Below are 19015 nucleotides of genomic sequence, written 5' to 3'. Positions count from 1 at the left end.
TCGCCCCGAGCCGGCTCCGGGTCATCCCCGAAGGGAACCCCGGGGCCGTGGCTGACAGTTCGGGCAGCTGTACGAGGACCGGTTCATGAACGCCTCGCGGCGGATCGGCGCGCCACACCGCCGGCACGGCTCGCCCTCGCGGCCGTAGGCGTTGAGCGCCCGGTCGAAGTAGCCACTCTCGCCGTTGACGTTCACGTAGAGGGCGTCGAAGCTGGTGCCGCCCTCGCTGATCGCCTCGGCCAGCACGTCGCGGACGTGGCCGAGCAGGCGCTGTGCGGCCGGGCCGGTCAACGCGTCGGTGGGTCGGCCGCCGTGCAGCTTGGCGCGCCAGAGCGCCTCGTCGGCGTAGATGTTGCCCACCCCGGAGATCAGGGTCTGGTCGAGCAGTGCCCGCTTCACCTCGGTGTGCCGGCGGCGCAGCGCCGCGACGAACGCCTCGTCGGAGAACTCCGGGTCCATCGGGTCGCGGGCGATGTGCGCGATCTCGTCGGGCAGCTCGGCGCCGCCCTCGCTCACCGAGAGCCCGCCGAACGTTCGCTGGTCGACGAAACGCAGCTCCGGGCCGTCGTCGCTGAACCGGAACCGGACCCGAAGGTGGGTCTCGTCCGTCGTCCCCGGTGGCTGGAGCAGCAGTTGACCCGACATGCCGAGGTGCCCGACGATCGCGTCACCGCTGTCCAGTGGCAGCCACAGGTACTTGCCGCGACGGCGGGCGTCCAGCACCGTCCGGCCGGCGAGCACGTCGGCGAAGTGCACGTCGCCGGGAGCGTGCCGGCGGACCGCACGCGGATGACGAACCTCGACGGAGGCGATCCGACGGCCGACGACCCACTGGGCCACCCCCTGTCGGACGGTCTCCACCTCGGGTAGCTCAGGCACGCCGCCGACCCGTCTCGTGACCGTCGGCGCCCCCGGCCGGCAGTGCCTGCGCCAGGTGGTCGGCCTGCTCGGCCTGAGCCGCCCGCTCGGCGCGCTCCAGCGGCCCGAACGGCTCGTCCCGGTCGGCCGCGTCGTCCGGGTCGATCGGCTGGTCCGTGCGGTCGTCGCCGACCCGACCGTTCCGGCGGTCGTCGCCGGCCCGCCCGTCCTTGCCGTCGATGCTGGCTTGGCTGTCCTTGCCGTCGTCGCCGGCTTGGCCGTTCTGCTCGGCGAGCGTCCGCCAGGCGGCCTCGGCGGCCCGCTGCTCGGCCTCCTTCTTGCTGCGCCCCTCGGCGCCGCCGTACCGGATGCCGGCCACCACCACCCAGGCGGTGAACGTCTTGAGGTGATCCGGGCCGGTGCCCTCGATCCGGTACTCCGGGACGCCGAGCCCGAGCGCCGCCGTCAGCTCCTGGAGGCTGGTCTTCCAGTCCAGGGCGGCCCCGCGACCAGCCGACTCGGCCATCAGCGGGTCGAAGAGCCGGTGGATGACGATGCCCGTGGTGTCCAGGCCGTACTGGAGGTAGATCGCGCCGAGCAGCGCCTCCAGCGTGTCGGCGAGGATGCTCGCCTTGTCCCGGCCCCCGGTCGTCTCCTCGCCCTTCCCGAGCAGTAGGTACGCGCCCAGCCCGTCCGGGCCCAGGCCGCGGGCCACGTCGGCGAGCGCCCGCATGTTGACCACGCTGGCCCGCAACTTGGCCAACTGCCCCTCGGGCAGATCCGGGTGGTTGTGGAAGAGCGCCGTGGTGATCACCACGCCGAGCACCGAGTCGCCGAGGAACTCCAGCCGCTCGTTGGTCGGCAGCCCGCCGTTCTCGTACGCGTACGACCGGTGGGTCAACGCGCGCTGGAGCAGCTCGGGTTCCAGGCTCACTCCGAAGGCGGCTTCCAGGTGACCGACGGACGCCCGCCGCCGCTTGTCGTTGCTCATGTGCGTACCTCGGTGTCGGTGGAGCGGTCGGTGCGATCCGTCGCGGCGTCGCGGTCGAGCAACGCGGAGACCAGATCGGTGGCGCGCCGCCGCCACAGGTGGGCGGCGAGAGCTATGCCGGAGGCGACGTCGTCGGCGCGGGCGGACCCGTGACAGACGACCACCGTCCCCGCGACGCCCAGCAGGGCCGCCGCGCGGGGCGCGCCGCCCTGGGCAGGTGGGCCGCCGGCCATCGCGTACGCGCCCTCGATGGCCTTGAGCAGCACGTTACCGGTGAAGCCGTCGGTGACGACCACATCTGCGCGCGCACCGAGGGCCACGTCGTACCCCTCGACCAGGCCGACGTAGCGCGCCCCACCGGGCAGCGGTTCGACGGCGAGCAGGGGGTCGGTGGCGCGGCGGACCCGGTCGCCCTTGCCGGCCTCGGTGCCGACCGAGAGCAGCCCGACCCGGGGCGCGGCGATCGAGTGGGCCACCGCCGCGTACGCGGCGCCGAGCACGGCGTGGCGGGCGAGGGTGGCCGGGCGGGGTTCCAGGGAGCCGCCGACGTCGAGCAACACGACAGGTCCCGCCACGGCGGGCAGGGTGGCGGCCAGCGCGGGTTGGCGGATCTCCGGCGAGCGGCCGAGGCCGAGCACGGCTGCGGTGACTGTGGCGCCGGTGGCGCCGGCGGAGACCAGGGCGTCGGCGGTCCCGTCCCGGACGGCGGTGACCGCGGCCCGGACGGTGCTCTCGGAGCGGGCGGCGCTGGGATGGTCGGCCATGCCGACTACGTCGCGAACGGGCCGCACCGTGATCCGGGCGCGTTGCGCCGGATCGAGGGCAGCAATCAGCTCGTCGGCGACCTCAGTCGGACCGACGAGAAGCAGATGCAGGTCAGGGTCGGCGCGCATGGCCCGCAGAGCGCCGTCAACCACGACGGCGGGAGCGTCGTCCCCGCCGAGGAGGTCAACGGCGATCCGCGCGGCGCCCGGCTCCACCGGAACGCCGGCCGGATTGGGCCGGCCGGCGTCGGAGGGAGCCGGAGCACCGGGCGAATGCCAGGATGCGCGCGCCGCCCGACCTGGGGTCGGGGGCGTCACTCGGCGTCCAGGTCAGACCTCGAGAACCTGGCGGCCGTTGTAGGTGCCGCAGACGGAGCAGGCGGCGTGCGGCAGCTTCGGGGACTTGCACTGCGGGCACGCAACGGTCGCGACCACTGTCGCCTTCCAGTTCGCCCGGCGGGACCGGGTGTTGCTGCGCGACATCTTGCGCTTCGGGACGGCCACGGTTCTTACTCCTCTGTAACGGTCAGTTGCGACAGGCCCGCCCAACGCGGGTCGATCTGCTGGTGACTGTGGTCGGCCGGCAGATCGTCCCAGTGCGCCCCGCATTCGGGGCACAGTCCTGGGCAGTCCTCCCGGCAGAGCGGGTTGGTCGGCAGCGTGAGCACCAACGCGTCCCGCAGCGCCGGCTCCAGGTCGATCAGATCGCCCTGCATCCGGCCCACCTCGTCCTCGTCGGTCGTGGCGTCCGTGGTGCTGTCCTCGTACGCGTACAGCTCCTGGATCGTCACGCCCATCGAGTCGTTGATCTCGCGCAGGCAACGGCCGCACTCGCCCCGGACGGGACCGGTGATGGTCCCGGAGACGAGCACGCCCTCGGACACCGACTGCAACCTCAGATCGAGGTCGAGGTCCGCGCCCTCCGGCACGCCGATCAACTCCACACCGAGGTCCGCCGGTGCCGGCACGACCCGCCGGACCTCACGCAACGCGCCAGGGCGACGCGGGAGGTCCCTCGTGTCGAGGACCAACGGCGACCTGGGGTTGAGTGTCGATGGCGAGTGCTTGGGCATAGTTAGACTCCGGCCGGTGAGAGGCCGACAAAAAAGGTTACCTGGACGACCGCCGGACCGTCGAACCGGGGGCGACGCCCGCCTGAGAAGTCGGCTGGTGAGGTGCCGCTCAGAAGGGTAGCGGGCGTTCCGCCTCATCCCCAGCGAAGGTGCCGATCTCGCGCAGCGCGTGCATCTTGTCCCGGCCGCGCTCTATCGAGGCCAGCGCCCGGGTGAGGAACTGCTCGAAGTTGGCCAGCGCGGTGTCGACGTAGTCGTCGACCTCCTCACGCAGGCGCTGCGCCTCGGCGCGGGCCTCGCCGATGATCCGGGCGCCCTCGTGCTCGGCCGACACGGTGATCTCGTTCACGGAGACCAGGCGGGCGTGTTCTGCCTCACCCTCGCTGATGATCCGGTCCGCCTCGCGCTTGCCGGCTTCCATGATCTTGTCGCGCTCCTCGAGGAGCGCGGCGGCGCGACGCAGGTCGGCGGGGAGATCGGCACGCATCTCATCGAGGGCAGCGATCATCTCACCCCGGTCGACCATGCAGTTGTTGCGCGACATCGGGACGGAGCGGGCCTGCTCCAGGATGGCGATCAGTTCGTCGATGCGATCGAGCGGGTCCACCGGCTACCTCACTCCTGTCGTTCGTCGGCCGACCTCCATGATGCGGGCTACGGCCGTTCCCCGCGCCACCAATCATGTCGTGCCGGCCCCACCGCCGCCCCACTCACCCCAACCCGGCGAGTCGCGACATAGTCACCCCCGGCTCCCACCCGGCCTCCCCCGCGCCGATCTTGCACTTTCGGTCGCGCCGAACGACGCCGAAAGGGGCGGTCAGGGAACCACAAGTGCAAGATCCCGGGAGTGAAGGAGCGAGGGCGTGGGGGCAGGTTAGGGGCGGGGGCCCAGGCGGGCCTGGAGGGCTTCGCGGACCGGGTCGGGGACGTGGGCGGAGATGTCGCCACCCCACTTGGCCACGTCCTTGACCAGGCTCGACGAGAGGAACGAGTAGAGCGGGTTGGTCGGCATGAAGAGCGTCTCGACGCCGGCCAGACCTATGTTCATCTGGGCCATCTGCAACTCGTAGTCGAAGTCGCTGACCGCCCGCAGGCCCTTGATCAGCACACTGGCCTGCTGGGCCCGGCAGAAGTCCACCAGCAGCCCTCGGAACGACTCGACCCGCACGTTGCCGTACGACGAGGTCACCTCGCGGAGCATCTCGATGCGCTCCTCGACGGTGAACAGGCCACTCTTCGACTGATTCACCAGCACACCGACGATCACCTCATCGAAGAGCCGACTGGCCCTCCCGATGATGTCGAGGTGTCCGTTGGTGACCGGGTCGAACGAACCAGGGCACACCGCACGTCTCATGATCGGCGACCGTACCAAAGGGTGGTCTCGCCGTAACGGCGACTGCGCTCGGCGGTGATCCCTTCCACCCAGTCGAACTCCCTGGTACGGCGGGACCGCTCCACCACCACCAACGCGTCGGGCGCCAGCCAGCCGCCGTCGACCAGCGCGGCCAACAGCGCGGTGATCTCCTCGTCCGGCACGGCGTACGGCGGGTCGGCGAAGACCACGTCGTACGGCTCGCCGTCCGGTCCGGCGGCAAGCACCGTCGCCACCTTGCCGGTGACCAGACGGGCCGCCGGACCGGCACGGAGGGCCGCCACGTTCTCCCGGATCACCCGGGCCGCCCGCGGGTCGGACTCGACCAGTAACACGTGCCGGGCACCCCGGGAGAGCGCCTCCAGGCCGACCGCGCCGGAGCCGGCGTACAGGTCGGCGAAGCGGGCGCCGTCGAGATCGACCTCGGCCTGGACGGCACTGAACAGCGCCTCCCGGACCCGGTCCGAGGTGGGTCGGGTGCCGGCGCCGGGCGGCGCGGCGATCCGCCGGCCACCGAGCGTCCCGGCCACGATCCGGGTCACCGTTTCCTCCTGCTCATGCCCGCGACGCTACGCGACGCGGCGCGGACCCGGTCAGCACGGCGCGGATCCGAGGGGTTGGCCGGCCGGCGACGACGGGGAGCACCTGAGCAGCCCCGACGGCGCGGCATCCACCGTGGAGCCACGGTGGCCGCACCGTCCCCAGTGACCGGACCGACACCTTCGGTCTATCAAAGATCACGAATCGACTACATTGCCGGATGGCAATGATCTGAACTCCCCTCATTAACCACCCATCAGTACAGTCTCCCCCTGTCCCCGCTTTCGCCGCGGGAACACCACCGCGTCGCGCGACGCCCCCGGTGAGCAGGTGACCCCCCGGTCACGATGTCTCCCGGCCTCCCGCCACGCGATCCGTACCCCCCTCACCAGGAGCAGGCGTGAACCCTCCCAAGTCTCCGTTCCGGCGCGTCGCGGCCATCGCTGCGGGCGCGTTGATCGGCATCGCCGGCGTCGGCGTCCTCGCGAGCCCCGCGAGTGCCCACCACCCCGAGCCCTCCGGCACCTACTGCCTGACCTCCGACGGCCAGGTCAAGGTGACCTGGACGGTCGGCAACAGCGAGAACATCGACGCGAAGATCACCAAGCTCGAGTCGACCGTCCCGGCCGACTTCACCGGTGGCCTGGCGAAGGACGCCACTCTCCCGGCGAAGGGCGAGGGTTTCCTCACCGGCACCCAGGCCCACCGCTTCGACCAGAAGCGGCCGACGATCGAGCTGACCGTCGAGGCGCGGTGGGTGCGCTCCGACCGGATCGTGACCGAGGAGCGGACCGTGGCCGCCGAGCCGAAGGGCACCTGCGCGGCAGAGGCCACGCCCTCGCCGAGCAGCCCGACGCCGACCGCCACTCCGTCGGCGACCCCCACCCCGACCCCCACTGTCGTCTCTCCGTCGCCGAGCCAGCCTCCGACCCAGAGCCCGACCCCGACTGCCACCCCGGCTCCGGCGGAGCCGGTGGGCTCGGTCGAGTCGACCTGCGACAAGCTCACCTTCACGATTGAGAACCCCGCCGACGGTGAGACCGTCACGCTCACCCTGACCCCGAACAAGGGCGAGGTGAAGACGCTTGTCGTGAAGCCGGGCGAGACCGGTTCCGTCTCCTTCGACGCGTTCGAGGGTCTGACCGTCACGCCGGCCGCCGAGGGCCTCGACGACACCGCGCCGATCGCCTGGGAGCAGCCGGCCGAGTGCGCCCCGGGTCAGGGTGGCGGTAAGGACGAACCGGCTCTGCCGCTGACCGGTGCTGCCACCGGCGGCATCATCGCCGGCGCCGTGGTGCTGCTGGCCGCCGGTGCCGCCCTGTTCGTGGTGGCCCGTCGTCGTCGGGTTCGCTTCACCGCCTGAACCAACCCGCTCTGACAGTTGAGGGCGCGTCGACCACCCGGTCGGCGCGCCCTCAGCCATGTGATGGCCTCTGTGGTCAGCCCTTTTCCAGGTACTCCGCGCGATCCTCGTCCACCAGTGCGGCCACCGAGGCGGCCAGTGCCGGGCTGCGGGCAAGCTCCGGGTCGTCCTCGATCAGGGTGATCGCCTCGGCGCGGGCGTCGCGGATCAGATCGGCGTCGCGTCGCAGGGACAGCAACCGCAGGTGCGAACGGTGACCGGACTGGGTGGCACCCAGCACGTCGCCCTCGCGGCGTTGCTCCAGATCCAGTTCGGCGAGCTTGAAACCGTCACTCGTGGACGCGACCGCGTCCAACCGTTCCCGCGCCGACGAACCCTCGGCCGCCTCGCTGACCAGCAGGCAGAGCCCGGCGGCAGCACCCCGGCCGACCCGGCCCCGCAGCTGGTGCAGCTGGGAGACGCCGAACCGGTCGGCGTCCAACACGATCATCACGGTGGCGTTCGGCACGTCCACGCCAACCTCGATCACTGTCGTCGCCACCAGCACGTCCAGGTCACCGGCCGCGAAGGTACGCATCACCGCGTCCTTCTCGTCGGCCGGCAGTCGACCGTGCAGCACCCCGATCCGCAGGCCGTGCAGCGGGCCCTCGGCCAGCAGCGGAGCCACCTCGGTGACCGCCAGCGGTGGCCGACGGCCGTTGTCGTCCTCGGGTGGCGGTTCCTCGTCGCTGGTCGGCCCGTCACCGATCCGCGGGCACACCACGTACGCCTGGTGGCCGGCGGTCACCTCCTCGCGCAGCCGGCGCCAGGCCCGGTCCAGGTAGGCGGGTTTCTCGGCGGCCGGCACCACGTGCGAGGCGATCGGCGACCGCCCTCGGGGCAGCTGGGAGAGCGTGGAGACCTCCAGGTCGCCGTAGACGGTCATCGCCACAGTGCGCGGGATCGGGGTGGCCGTCATCACCAGCACGTGCGGCGGTTGGTCGGCCTTGGCCCGCAGGGCGTCGCGCTGCTCCACGCCGAAGCGGTGCTGCTCGTCGACCACCACCAGGCCGAGGTCGGCGAAGTCGACCCCCTCGTACAGCAGGGCATGGGTGCCGAGCACGATGCCGGCGGCACCGCTGGCCACCTCGCCGAGCGCCCGGCGGCGAGCCGCCGCGCCCAGCGAGCCGGTGACCAGCTCGACCCGGGTGGCGTGCTCGGCGGAGCCCAGCTCACCGGCCCGCCCGAGCGGCCCGAGCAGGTCGAGCATGCCGCGGTGGTGCTGGGCGGCCAGCACCTCGGTGGGTGCCAGCAGCGCGGCCTGCCCGCCCGCGTCGACCACCTGAAGCATCGCCCGTAGCGCCACCACCGTCTTGCCCGAGCCCACCTCGCCCTGCAACAGGCGGTGCATGGGGTGCGGGGTGGCCAGGTCCGCCGCGATCTCCACACCCACCTCACGCTGACCGGCCGTCAGCTCGTACGGGAGTCGGGCGTCAAAGGCCTCCAGCAGCCCACCCGGGCGCGCCGGGCGGGGTCGGGCCGGCCAGTCGGCCGCCCGGTGCTTGCGCTGCACCAGTGTCACCTGGACGGCGAAGGCCTCGTCCCACTTGAGTCGCCGGCGGGCCTGGTGCAGCGCCTCCTTGCTGGACGGCCGGTGGATCTCGGTCAGCGCGGCGCCCAGCCCGACCAGCTTGCGGCTGGCCCGCACGGCGCTCGGCAGTGGATCGTCCGGCGGGGTGAACGTGTCCAGTACGACGCGCACGCAGCGCGCGATCACCCAGGTCGGCACGGCCGCGGCGGCCGGGTAGACGGGGATCAGCGCCCCGGCGAACTCCTCGATGTCGTCGCTGACCGCTGCCTCACCGTCGCCACCCTCGCCGAGCAGGACGTACTCCGGGCCGTTGAGCTGCCGTTTGCCCCGGAACTCGGTGACCTTGCCGGCGAACAGGCCCCACCGGCCCGGGCGCAGCTCGCGCTCGCGCCACGCCTGGTTGCCGAAGAAGGTCAACGTCAGCACCCCGCCGGAGCCGTCGCCGACTGTCACCTCCAGCAGGTTGCCCCGCCGCTGACGCATCGGGCGCACCGCGGTGCGCTGCACCTGGGCCAGCACGGTGACCTGCTCACCGACGTCCAGCGAGCGGATGTCGGTGTGTTCACCACGCTCGTCGTAGCGACGCGGGAAGTGGTAGACCAGGTCACCCGCGGTGTGCAGGTCGAGGTGCGAGGCCAGCGCCTTGGCTGTCTTGTCCCCGACCAGCTTCTTCAGCGGAGTGTCCACCGTGGCTGGTTCGCTCATTCGATCCCTACCAGGAGCGGATAAAACGGCTGACCGCCCGGGTACGCGTGCACCTCGACGAACGGCCAGCGTCGCGCGACGTGCGCGCGGACGGCATCGGTGAGCCCGGCCGGAGCGTCCACCCCGGCCAGCAGTGTGACCATCTCGCCGCCACCACCGAGCATCCGGTCGACCACTGCCGCGCAGGTGTCGGTGAGGTCGGTGCCGATCAGGTGCACCTCCCCCTCCACCAACGCCAGCACGTCACCGGGACGGCACGGGCCGGCCACTGTCAGCGCCTCCCGGCTGGCATGGCAGACCTCGGCGTAACGGCAGGCGCCAGCCGCCTCGGCCATCGCGATGACGTCGTCCTCGAAACGGCGGTCACCGTCGCGGACCGCGAGGGCTGCGAGCGCCTGCACCGGCGAGCGGGTCGGCACCACGCTCACCTTGATGCCGTACCGATGGGCCTCGCGGGCGGCCGCGCTCGCCACCGCCTCGGTGTTGGCGTCGTTGGGCAGCACCACCACCCGGGCCGCGCCGGTGCTGCGGACGGCGTCCAGCAACTCACCCGTGGACGGGTTGCCCGGCACGACGGTGGCGCCCTCCGCGGCGAACAGGTCGGCGATGCCGCCGCCGGTGGCCACCACCACCGCGGCCCGGCCGGCCACCACCGGGCCGGAGGGCGACTCCGACTGGTCGGCGAAACGGGTCACCGAGATGCGGTACGGGCGGCCGGCGGCGACACCGGCCTCGACCGCCGCGCCCACGTCGTTGACGTGCACGTGCACGTTCCAGGTGCCTTCCGGCTCACGCCCGTCGCCGACGACGACCAGTGAATCTCCCAGGGCGTCGAGTGCTCGCCGCAGCCCGGCGACCGCCTCGGCTCGGGCGTCGAGCAGGAACTGCACCTCGTACGCGTATTCATCCGAACCGGTCTCGCGGGCGACGGTGGCCGCCGGGCGGGCGGAGCGCGGCGTCGGCGCGGGCCGGGCCGTGCGCTCCCCGGTCAGCACCTCGACCAGGGCGTCGAGCAGGACGCAGAGCCCTCGACCACCGGCGTCGACCACGCCCGCGCGGGCCAGCGCCGGCAACTGTTCCGGGGTGCGGGCGAGCGCCTCGGCCGCCGCCCGGGCCGCGACGCCGGCCACCGTCGGCAGGTCGTCGCTGTCCGCGCCCTCGGCTGCGGCGGCGGCCGCCGCGACCACTGTGAGAACTGTGCCCTCGACCGGCCGGGAGACCGCGGTGTACGCGGCGGCGGTGCCGGAGCGCAGAGCGGCGGCCAACTCCCGGCCACGCACCGCCGGCACCCCGGCGACCTGGTCGGCGAAACCACGCAGGATCTGCGAAAGGATCACCCCGGAGTTGCCCCGCGCGCCGAGCAGCGCGCCCTGCGCCATCAGCCGCAGCGCGTGCCCGTGCGCTGTCGGCCCGCTGTCGGGGAGAGTGTCCAGATCCATGGCGAGCGCCTGCTGCGCCGAGGTGAGGGTGAGCACAAGGTTGGTGCCGGTGTCGCCGTCGGGCACCGGATAGACGTTGAGCTGGTCGATCTCGCCCTGGTGACGCTTCAGTGCGGCCAGCCCGCTCGCGCACCAGCGGCGGACCGCGGCGGCGTCGAGGGTGTCCAGCACGGGCAGAAGCCTACTGGCGCGCACCGACACCCGTCGGACTCGTCCGGCGTGTCCGCGCCGGCCCGGGCCGGCGCTGGCCGCAGCGGGGAGGAGCGCCTCCGGTACCCTTGCCGCCGGGCCGGCCCACCGTTGGGCGGACGGGCCCACGACCAGGCGTGAGCCGGGGCACGGGCGAGCGCCGGACCGGGCCGGTTGGCCGGGTCGGCGAGTCATCGGGTAACCTGACCAGGTTGCCCGGGCAGCACCTGCCGGCGACCTCATGAACGTATCAATCCCAGGAGTATCCCGTGGCTAGCGTGTGCGACGTCTGTGGCAAGGGACCGGGCTTCGGCCACAACGTGTCCCACTCGCACCGGCGGACCAACCGCCGCTGGAACCCGAACATCCAGTCGGTGCGTACCCCGGCCGGTGGCGGCAACACCAAGAAGTTGAAGGTCTGCACCTCGTGCATCAAGGCCGGCAAGGTCACCCGCGCCTGACGCGGTAGCACCCACCTTTTCGTTCGGCTCAGCCGGCGGACCCCGAGGGTCCGCCGGCTCTGTCGTGTGCCCGGGCGGACGCCGCACACCGGCCGGGTGGCCTGGCACACCGGCCAGGCCGAGCCCGGCGGGGCCGGCACACCGGCCAGGCCGGGCCCACCGCGGCCGGCGCGCAGGTCAGAGGGTGCGGCCGAAGGAGACGCAGCCCTCCGCGTCCTTGTAGAAGCCGAAGTTCGGGATCCGCTCGTACCCGGCGGAGCCGTACATGGCGATCGCCTCGGGCTGCTTGTCGCCGCATTCCAGGACCACCCGCTTGCGGCCCTGCTCGCGGGCGGAGCGCTCGACGGCCGCCAGCACCGCACGGGCCACCCCCCGCCCCCGTGCCGCCGGGGTCGTGTACATCCGCTTCAGCTCCGCGGTGTCCGCGCCGTGACTGCGCCAGCCACCGCAGCCGACCGGCTCGCCGGCCAGGTAGGCCACCAGGAACGCGCCGTCGGGCGGCTCGAACTCGGCCGCGTCCACCGGGGTGTCGTCGCCGGTGCCGCCGTAGCGGGCACCGAGGTCCGCCAGTGCGGCGTGGATCAGGTGCTGCGCCACCGGTGCGTCGAACCGCACCACCCGGATCTCGATCTCACTCACGGTATCCAGGGTACGGCCGCGCGCGGGTCTCACCGGAAGTGGTCCCAGCCGACCGGGCCGTCGTGGGCGACGCCGTCGACCGTCACGCCGGCACCGTCGGTGACCAGGCCGATCGGCCGCCAGCCCGACGGCAGGACCACCGCCGGGGGGAAGGTCGCGGCCAGCGCGTGGTCGTCGCCACCGGCGAGGATCCAGGTGTACGGGTCGACGCCCAGTGCCTGCGCCGCGTCGGCCATCTGCCGGGGCACCTCGAACCCGTCGCGGCGTACGTCGATCGCCACCCCGCTGGCCGCCGAGACGTGCCCGAGGTCGGCGAGGAGCCCGTCCGACACGTCGATCATGGAGGTGGCGCCGAGCTGGGCGGCCTGCGGGCCGGCCTGGTAGGGCACCTGCGGCCGCCGGTACGCCTCGACCAACAGCCGGGGGGTACGGAAGCCCCGGGTCAGCACGGTCAGCCCGGCTGCCGCGAACCCGGTGCGCCCGGCCAGAGCGAGCACGTCCCCCGGTCGGGCCCCCGAGCGCAGCACGGGCGGACGGCCCGCCAGGTCGCCCAGCGCGGTGACCGCGACGGTCAGGGTGGGACTGGCCGACATGTCCCCGCCGACGACGCTCGCGCCGACCGTCGCCGCCTCGGCGGAGATCCCGTCGGCCAACTCCTCCGCCCAGGCGGTGTCCAGGTCCGCCGGCATGCAGAGAGCGACCAGCAGGGCGGTCGGCGTGGCACCCATCGCCGCGATGTCCGCCAGGTTGGCGGCTGCCGCCCGGTGCCCGACGTCGCGGGCCGATGACCAGTCCCGGCGGAAGTGCCGCCCGTCGACCAGCACGTCGGTGGAGGCCGCCACCCGGCCGTCCGGCGCGGCCACGACCGCCGCGTCGTCGCCCGGGCCGAGCAGGGTCGTCGGCCCGTACGACAGTCGGGCGGTGATTTTCCCGATCAGCCCGAACTCCCCGATCCCGGACACGCCGACGCCACCGCTGGCGTTCCGCCCGTGCTGCCCGGCTCCGCCGTGCTCGCTCACCGCTGCTCCTTGACCACCGATAGGGATCAGACCTGGTCCGTAAGGTACTTTCACCCTTCGGGCCGCTCCCGGGCGGCGACGGACGGAGGTCGAGTCGTGGTACAGGCGTACATCCTCATCCAGACCGAGGTCGGCCGCGCACGTGACGTGGCGGGTCTCATCGCGGACATCCCCGGCGTGGTACGCGTCGACGCCGTCACCGGGCCGTACGACGTGGTCGTCCTCACCGAGGCGAACACCGTCGACGAGCTCGGCAAACTCATCGTCAGCAAGGTGCAGATGGTGCCCGGCATCACTCGCACCCTCACGTGTTCGGTGGTGCGGCTGTAAGTGGACGAGATGACGACCTCCTCCTCGGCTCTGGACGACGACGGGGCGCGCGACGCGGCCGACGGGACGTCGGAGCCGGCTGACGGTAACCGCGAGTCGACCGATCCCGCCGCCGCCGCGCCGGCCGGCCGGGATCGGACCATGCGTGGCGCGGCCCTGCTGGCCACGTTGATCGCGCTGCCGATCACGCTGCTGGTGGCCGTGCTGGCCTTCAGCAAGCTCAGCCCGGACGCGCCGGCCGCCGCGCCGACGCCCTCCGCGACCACCGCCCGGGTGCAGTCCACCACCCCGGTGGAGATGGCCGCCCCGGCGCTGGCCGCCCGCCCGGCCACGGTCTGCCGGGCCCTGCTCTCCCAGCTTCCGGCGAGCATCCGCGACCTGGCTCAGCGGCCGGTCACCGCCGGCCCGGAGCAGAACGCCGCCTACGGCGACCCCGCGCTCACCGTGGCCTGCGGCGGCACCGAGCCGGCCTTCCCCAGCACCGACGAGGTCTGGACGGTCAACCGGGTCTGCTGGCACCTGGCCGAGCAGGCCGACGCGGCGGTCCTCTCCACCGTCGACCGGGAGACGCTGATCACCGTGCGCGTCCCGCGCTCGTACGAGCAGCCGTTGCAGTGGTTGCCGACGATCTCCAGCACGATCGTGGCGAGCGTGCCCTCCGGCGGCGCGATCCCGTCCGGCTGCCAGCGCTGAACTCGAACCGACTCCGCCCGCGCCGGCTTGACCTGCGCGGGCGGGATCGGACGGCTCAGTGCAGGCCGACGCCGCGACGCTGGGCGGTACGGATCAGCCGGTTGACCAGCTTCGGGTACTCCAGGCCGGAGGCCGCCCACATCCGCGGGAACATCGACGTCGGGGTGAAGCCGGGCATCGTGTTGATCTCGTTGAGGTAGACGTCCAGCTCGGGAGTGACGAAGAAGTCGGCCCGGGCCAGACCGGCGCAGTCCAGCGCGGTGAACGCGCGGACCGCGTACTCCTGCACCTGGCGGGTCACCTTCTCCGGCAGGTTGGCCGGAATGTCGTACTCGCAGGAGTCGTCGAGGTACTTCGCCTCGAAGTCGTAGAAGTCGTGGTCGGCGACGACCCGTACCTCGGCCAGCACGGACGCCTCGGGCGTGCCGCCGGCCTCGCCCTCCAGCACACCGCACTCGATCTCGCGGCCGACGATCGCGGCCTCGATGATGACCTTCGGGTCGAACTGCCGGGCGGCGGCGACCGCCGCGTCCAGCTCGGCCCAGTCGGTGACCTTGCTGACGCCGAACGATGACCCGGCCCGGGACGGCTTGACGAAGACCGGCAGGCCGAGCCGCTCCTTGTCCTGCTCGCTGAGCGTCATGCCGTTGCGCAGCACGGCGTACGTGCCGACCGGGATGCCCTCGACGGCACAGAGCTTCTTGGTGAACTCCTTGTCCATGGCGGCCGCGGAGGCGAACACGTTCGCCCCGACGTAGGGGATGCCGGCCATCTCCAGCATTCCCTGGATGGTGCCGTCCTCGCCGTAGGTGCCGTGCAGCACCGGGAAGACCACGTCCACGTCGGCCAGCGCCCGGGGGCCCTCGGTCGGGTCGAGCACCATCAGTCCGTTACCGGTGGGGTCGGCGCGCAGCACGATGTCGTCGCCCGAGTCGGCGGTGATCTCCGGCAGCTGACGGGCGTTGATCGCGAGCTGGGCGGGGTCTCCGTTGGTCAGCACCCACTGGCCGGCCCGGGTGATGCCCACCGGCACCACCTCGAACTCGTCCGGGTCGAGTGCGCCGAACACGCTGCCGGCGCTGACGCAGGAGATGCCGTGCTCCGGGCTGCGGCCGCCGAAGACGATCGCCACGCGGGTCTTGCCTGGGGTGGTCACTCCGGTCACCTCTTCGTACGCGACTGCGGCTGGTCGTGCTCGCCGGTGGCGCTCACCCGGTTGACCTTACTGTGCGTGGCCACGGGGCGAGGCGATACCCGGCGAGCCACGGCACGACACGGCAAACGGTCAGGAGAGGATATACGGTGCGTAACCGGGTGGTAGCGGTGCCACAGAGCGCTGACCTGGGGCTGCTCAGTCCCGGGAGTGCCGGCGGCCCACCGCGATCACCTTCACCCGCTGCCGACCGGCCCGCACCATGCCCAGCGCCATGAACGCGCCGGCGATGCGGTCGGCGGCCTCCCGGCTGCTGGCGCCGACGACCTGCCGGCGCCGTTCCGGCGCGACCCGCTCGTTGCGGTTGACGCCCTCGACGGGGCGCACGTCGGTGAGCACCACGAGGAAGCGGGTCATCGCACGCCGCCCCAGGGTACGGCGGGGGGCTCCGGGCGGGTTCGCACGTCGTCTCCTTCCGGCAGGCCGGGATGGAGGGGCGGCACGCGACGATCGGGTACGGGGGAGAAACCCGATCGCCGCGCGCCCCATCCCCTCCGGTCGCTCACCACCACCGTCGCCACGACAACCGGCGGTGAGGACGCCATCACAGATTGACACGTGTATAGGCGTGAATGCAACTCCCATCGACGTTCTCTCATGCAGACGTTCCCGCAAATGTATGCGACCATCGATGCATGGCTCCGAAGACCGCCCGCGCCCGCCGGCTCGGCATCGCCCTGCGCCACCACCGGGAAGCCGCCGGGCTGACGCTGGAGACTGCGGCGGATGAGATCAACAGCACCCGCAGCACCCTCTCCCGCTACGAGAACGCCCAGACCCTGATCAGCCCGGCCACCGTGCGCGCCCTGCTCACGTCGTACGGGGTGAGCGCCGAGGAGGTGGCCGCCGCGGTGCAGCTCGCCAAGGACGCCCGCAAGCCCGGCTGGTGGGTGTCGTACTCCTACCTGCTGGATCCGCGCACCATCGACTTCATCGCGCTGGAGGCCGAGGCGACCGCCATCGCCAACTTCGAGCCCTCGGTGGTGCCCGGCCTGTTGCAGACCGCGGACTACATCCGTGGCGTGATGCGCGGCGGGCCGCACACCCTCGGTGACGACCTGGTGGAGCAGCGGGTCAAGATCCGGCTCGACCGACAACAGCGGCTCACCGCCGACCAGCCGCCCATCCTCGACGCGATCATCGACGAGGGCGCGCTGCTACGGCCGGTCGGTGACCAGTCGGTGATGAACGGGCAACTACGGCACCTGGTCAAGATGGCCGAGTTGCCGAACATCAGCGTCCAGGTGATCCCGCTCTCCGCCGGCTACCACCGGGGCACCCGGGGTTCCCTGCACATCCTCGAGTTCGCCGACCCGGAGGACCCGATCATCGCGTCGGTGGAAACCGTTGCGGGTCAGATGATCCTCGACCGCGCCGGCGAGACGCGTACCTGCACCAAGATCATGGAGCATCTCCGAAGCGTGGCGCTCAGCCCGGCGGACAGCCGCGAGATGCTCCTGTCAGTCCTGAAGGGACGGTAGGACCGATGACCCCGATGATCACAGCGGCCTTGGCCGCGGCGCGGTGGCGCAAGAGCAGCCGCAGCGGCGACGAAGGCGCCTGCGTGGAGGTGGCCGCGATCCCGCGGCTCGTTGCCGTGCGCGACTCCAAGGACCCGGCCGGCCCGGCCCTGCTGTTCCCAACGGCGGCCTGGGCCGCCTTCGCCCAGGCGCCACCGCAGCGCTGACCAGAGGTGCCGAGCCGGTGCGGGCCGAGGCCCGCGCCGGCTCAGGCAACCAGCGGGCGGGGCTCCGGAACAGCGCGTAGCGCCTCCAGCGCGGCGATCGCGACGCCTCGGGCACCGGCCATGTCCCGATCCGGTACCAGGGCGAAGGTGGCCACCGCCGCCTGCTCCTCGCGGAGCACGGTGTGCTCGCGGACCGTCGCCAGGAACCAGTCGCGGAACTCCGGTGCCGCCTCCACCACCCCGCCGCCGACGAAGTACGCGTGCGGGTCGGTGAAGTTCGCGGCGACGGTGAACAGCCGCCCCAGCGCCATCGCCTGCTGGGTGAAGAGGTCCCGGGCGAGGGCGTCCTCGCGCTCGCCGTACCCCCGGACCAGCTTGGCCGCGCGGGCCACCGGCTCGGCGGCGAGCGGGTGGTCGGGGTACCGGGTCAGCCAGTACGGCAGCAGGTTGCGTTCGATGCCGGTCAGCGAGGCGACGCTCTCGACATCTCCGGTGAAGCCGCAGGCGCAGGTGGGCTCCGGTTGACCCGGGCCGAGCAGCCCGCTCAGCGGGATGTGCACGTGGCCCAACTCGCCCGCCATCCCGGCCGCACCGGCGATCACCCGACCGCTCTCGACCACACCGCCGCCGAGGCCGGTGCCGACGATCGCGGACACCGACGAGCGGTTCATCGCGTCGGCGCCGAAGTGGACGTGGTGGGCGTAGAGCGCGGCCGCGTTGCCGTCGTTGTGATAGATCACCGGCAGCCCGAGCCGTCGCTCCAGCGCCCCTCGCACGTCGAAGCCGCGCCAGGCCGGCTGGGAGAAGTTGGTGGAGCCCCGCGACGAGATGACGCCCTCGGCGCTGGCCGGGCCGGGAGTGTCCAGCCCGACCGCCTGGACCAGGTCACGCGGCACGCCGGTCTGCGCAAGGGCGCCGTCCAGCGCCTGGGCCAACGCCTCGATCGCCGCCTCCGGCCCGGCCCGCACCTCGCTGGGGATCTCCAACAGCCCGTCCACCAGGAAGCGGCCGTCCACCGTCAGCACCGTGGCGTTGTTGCTGGTGCCGCCGTTGTCCAGCCCGACGACCACCGGCACCCCTGCGCTGCCCACCGAAACCGCCTCCCGCCGTCATGAGTGTGAGCCGAGGCTAGTGCCAACCCCCCTCCCCCGCCATGCCGGACGGCCTCACCCTCCCCGCGATCTTGCAATTACTGCCCCGCAACAAGGGGCACGCCACTCATTCCGACAACCGGAACTGCAAGATCGCGCGGGCGGGGTGGGGTGGGTCAGGGGCGGCGGGCGAAGACCGCGGTGGCGTCCAGGTCTTCGTCGTGGCGCACGGTTGGCACAAGGCCCGCCGCGCTGAACGCTTCGCAGAGTGTGTCGACCTGGGTGGTGCCGGCTTCGACCACCAGGTGGCCGCCGGGGGTCAGCCACCCGGCGGCGTCGGCACCGACCCGGCGCAACACGGAGAGCCCGTCCGGGCCGCCGTCGAGCGCCACCGGGGCCTCGTGCAGCCGCGCCTCCGGCGGCATCAGCGCGACCGCGTCGGTCGGCACGTACGGGGCGTTGGCGACCACCAGGTCCAGCCACCCCCGCCACCGCCGGGGCAGCGGCGCGAAGAGGTCGCCCTCGTACACCTCGGCGTCCAACCCGACGACGTTGCGGCGCGCACACGCCACGGCCGCCGGGTCGATGTCGGCGGCGGCCAGCCAGCGCGGCGCGAGGCGGTGCGCCAGTGCGACGGTGGTGGCCCCGGAGCCGCAGCACAGGTCGACCACGGCCGGAGCCGTGCCGGTCAGTTCGGCCGCCACCTCGACCAGCAGAGCGGTCCGGGCCCGGGGCACGAAGACGCCGTCGTCGACGGCTATCCGCAGGCCGCAGAACTCCGCCCAGCCGAGCAGGTACTCCAACGGTTCGCCGGCCACCCGACGGTCGGTCAGGTCGGCCAACGCCGCCGGGCTGCGCGCGGCGGCCAGCAGCAGCTCGGCCTCGTCCTCGGCGTAGACGCAACCGGCGGCGCGCAGCCGGCGTACGAGCGCAGGACGGTCGGTGGGGAACGGTGGTGCCATGGGAATCCTCCGGGAAACGCTCGCCGGCGCTCCCGCGGCCGCTATTGCGGCAG

Annotated in this window: 21 protein-coding genes and 1 pseudogene; 6 read left to right on the top strand and 16 right to left on the bottom strand. The window is 72.6% G+C overall.

The window, feature by feature from the left end; translation table 11 throughout:
- Positions 1-21 precede the first annotated feature (21 nt).
- The 8 genes and pseudogenes from mutM to rsmD form a co-directional block, all read right to left on the bottom strand.
- Positions 22-879 carry a bifunctional DNA-formamidopyrimidine glycosylase/DNA-(apurinic or apyrimidinic site) lyase gene (mutM, locus tag MED15_RS17515; protein ID WP_112736208.1) on the bottom strand — a complete coding sequence of 286 codons (858 nt, stop codon included), beginning with the start codon at positions 877-879 and terminating at the stop codon, positions 22-24.
- A 253-nt stretch (positions 880-1132) separates the two neighbouring features.
- Positions 1133-1849, bottom strand: a pseudogene (gene rnc / locus MED15_RS17510) (ribonuclease III); the annotation flags it as partial.
- Positions 1846-2829: a phosphate acyltransferase gene (locus tag MED15_RS17505; protein ID WP_112582010.1), complete on the bottom strand. Its 984-nt coding sequence runs from the start codon at positions 2827-2829 to the stop codon at positions 1846-1848. The pseudogene rnc and the gene MED15_RS17505, both read right to left, overlap by 4 nt.
- A 114-nt stretch (positions 2830-2943) precedes the next feature.
- On the bottom strand, positions 2944-3117 hold the full coding sequence (gene rpmF, locus MED15_RS17500) for a 50S ribosomal protein L32 (RefSeq protein ID WP_030335284.1): 174 nt from the start codon (positions 3115-3117) through the stop codon (positions 2944-2946).
- Between the two features lie 5 nt (positions 3118-3122).
- Positions 3123-3686: a YceD family protein gene (locus tag MED15_RS17495; RefSeq protein WP_091393061.1), complete on the bottom strand. Its 564-nt coding sequence runs from the start codon at positions 3684-3686 to the stop codon at positions 3123-3125.
- Positions 3687-3795: 109 nt separating this feature from the next.
- On the bottom strand, positions 3796-4293 hold the full coding sequence (locus tag MED15_RS17490) for an SPFH domain-containing protein (RefSeq protein WP_030335287.1): 498 nt from the start codon (positions 4291-4293) through the stop codon (positions 3796-3798).
- Between the two features lie 267 nt (positions 4294-4560).
- Positions 4561-5043, bottom strand: a complete 483-nt coding sequence (coaD, locus tag MED15_RS17485) for a pantetheine-phosphate adenylyltransferase (protein WP_091393067.1) — start codon at positions 5041-5043, stop codon at positions 4561-4563.
- Positions 5040-5603, bottom strand: coding sequence for a 16S rRNA (guanine(966)-N(2))-methyltransferase RsmD (rsmD, locus tag MED15_RS17480; RefSeq protein WP_091393070.1), 564 nt, complete (start codon positions 5601-5603; stop codon positions 5040-5042). Before rsmD ends, coaD begins: the two co-directional genes overlap by 4 nt.
- A gap of 398 nt (positions 5604-6001) precedes the next feature.
- Here rsmD and MED15_RS17475 point away from each other — a divergent pair, with 398 nt between their 5' ends.
- On the top strand, positions 6002-6964 hold the full coding sequence (locus tag MED15_RS17475; RefSeq protein WP_112582011.1) for an S-Ena type endospore appendage: 963 nt from the start codon (positions 6002-6004) through the stop codon (positions 6962-6964).
- Positions 6965-7040: 76 nt separating this feature from the next.
- Here the strand turns inward: MED15_RS17475 and recG are convergent, their stop codons facing one another.
- Both recG and MED15_RS17465 read right to left on the bottom strand, forming a co-directional pair.
- Entirely contained in the window at positions 7041-9239 is a 2199-nt protein-coding gene (gene recG, locus MED15_RS17470; protein WP_112603456.1) for an ATP-dependent DNA helicase RecG, read from the bottom strand.
- Positions 9236-10849, bottom strand: coding sequence for a DAK2 domain-containing protein (locus MED15_RS17465; protein ID WP_112582477.1), 1614 nt, complete (start codon positions 10847-10849; stop codon positions 9236-9238). The genes recG and MED15_RS17465 overlap by 4 nt, the downstream gene beginning before the upstream one ends.
- Positions 10850-11136: 287 nt before the next feature.
- On the opposite strand from MED15_RS17465, the gene rpmB reads away from it, so the two are divergent.
- Complete coding sequence (gene rpmB / locus MED15_RS17460) at positions 11137-11328, top strand: 50S ribosomal protein L28 (protein ID WP_011905179.1); 192 nt, start codon at positions 11137-11139, stop codon at positions 11326-11328.
- Between the two features lie 177 nt (positions 11329-11505).
- Here rpmB and MED15_RS17455 read toward each other — a convergent pair whose 3' ends face one another.
- On the bottom strand, positions 11506-11967 hold the full coding sequence (locus tag MED15_RS17455) for a GNAT family N-acetyltransferase (protein ID WP_112582014.1): 462 nt from the start codon (positions 11965-11967) through the stop codon (positions 11506-11508).
- Between the two features lie 29 nt (positions 11968-11996).
- Positions 11997-12986 (bottom strand): thiamine-phosphate kinase, encoded by a 990-nt coding sequence (locus MED15_RS17450; protein ID WP_112736206.1) that lies wholly within the window; start codon positions 12984-12986, stop codon positions 11997-11999.
- Positions 12987-13082: 96 nt separating this feature from the next.
- Here MED15_RS17450 and MED15_RS17445 point away from each other — a divergent pair, with 96 nt between their 5' ends.
- The gene (locus MED15_RS17445; protein ID WP_030487446.1) at positions 13083-13316 is read left to right on the top strand and encodes an Lrp/AsnC ligand binding domain-containing protein; all 234 of its coding nucleotides are present in this window, start codon (positions 13083-13085) and stop codon (positions 13314-13316) included.
- Positions 13317-13325: 9 nt separating this feature from the next.
- The gene (locus tag MED15_RS17440) at positions 13326-14009 is read left to right on the top strand and encodes a DUF3515 family protein (RefSeq protein ID WP_112582478.1); all 684 of its coding nucleotides are present in this window, start codon (positions 13326-13328) and stop codon (positions 14007-14009) included.
- Positions 14010-14064: 55 nt separating this feature from the next.
- Here MED15_RS17440 and MED15_RS17435 read toward each other — a convergent pair whose 3' ends face one another.
- Together MED15_RS17435 and MED15_RS17430 are read right to left on the bottom strand one after the other, a co-directional pair.
- Complete coding sequence (locus tag MED15_RS17435) at positions 14065-15165, bottom strand: D-alanine--D-alanine ligase family protein (RefSeq protein WP_091393084.1); 1101 nt, start codon at positions 15163-15165, stop codon at positions 14065-14067.
- Between the two features lie 195 nt (positions 15166-15360).
- Positions 15361-15579: a hypothetical protein gene (locus tag MED15_RS17430; RefSeq protein ID WP_030335309.1), complete on the bottom strand. Its 219-nt coding sequence runs from the start codon at positions 15577-15579 to the stop codon at positions 15361-15363.
- A gap of 278 nt (positions 15580-15857) precedes the next feature.
- Between MED15_RS17430 and MED15_RS17425 the strand changes: the two genes are divergently transcribed.
- Together MED15_RS17425 and MED15_RS17420 are read left to right on the top strand one after the other, a co-directional pair.
- Positions 15858-16703, top strand: coding sequence for a helix-turn-helix domain-containing protein (locus tag MED15_RS17425; RefSeq protein ID WP_091393087.1), 846 nt, complete (start codon positions 15858-15860; stop codon positions 16701-16703).
- A 5-nt stretch (positions 16704-16708) separates the two neighbouring features.
- Complete coding sequence (locus MED15_RS17420; RefSeq protein ID WP_112582016.1) at positions 16709-16909, top strand: DUF397 domain-containing protein; 201 nt, start codon at positions 16709-16711, stop codon at positions 16907-16909.
- Positions 16910-16950: 41 nt separating this feature from the next.
- Here MED15_RS17420 and MED15_RS17415 read toward each other — a convergent pair whose 3' ends face one another.
- Positions 16951-18000, bottom strand: coding sequence for an ROK family protein (locus tag MED15_RS17415; protein ID WP_112582018.1), 1050 nt, complete (start codon positions 17998-18000; stop codon positions 16951-16953).
- Positions 18001-18176: 176 nt separating this feature from the next.
- Positions 18177-18962, bottom strand: coding sequence for a putative protein N(5)-glutamine methyltransferase (locus tag MED15_RS17410; RefSeq protein WP_112736204.1), 786 nt, complete (start codon positions 18960-18962; stop codon positions 18177-18179).
- Between the last annotated feature and the right edge of the window lie 53 nt (positions 18963-19015).

It is taken from the genome of Micromonospora noduli (assembly GCF_003264475.1).
In the GTDB taxonomy this organism is placed as follows: domain Bacteria; phylum Actinomycetota; class Actinomycetes; order Mycobacteriales; family Micromonosporaceae; genus Micromonospora; species Micromonospora noduli.
The sequence above is the reverse complement of the archived record's forward strand: the minus strand, read 5'-3'. Positions and strand labels throughout refer to the sequence as shown.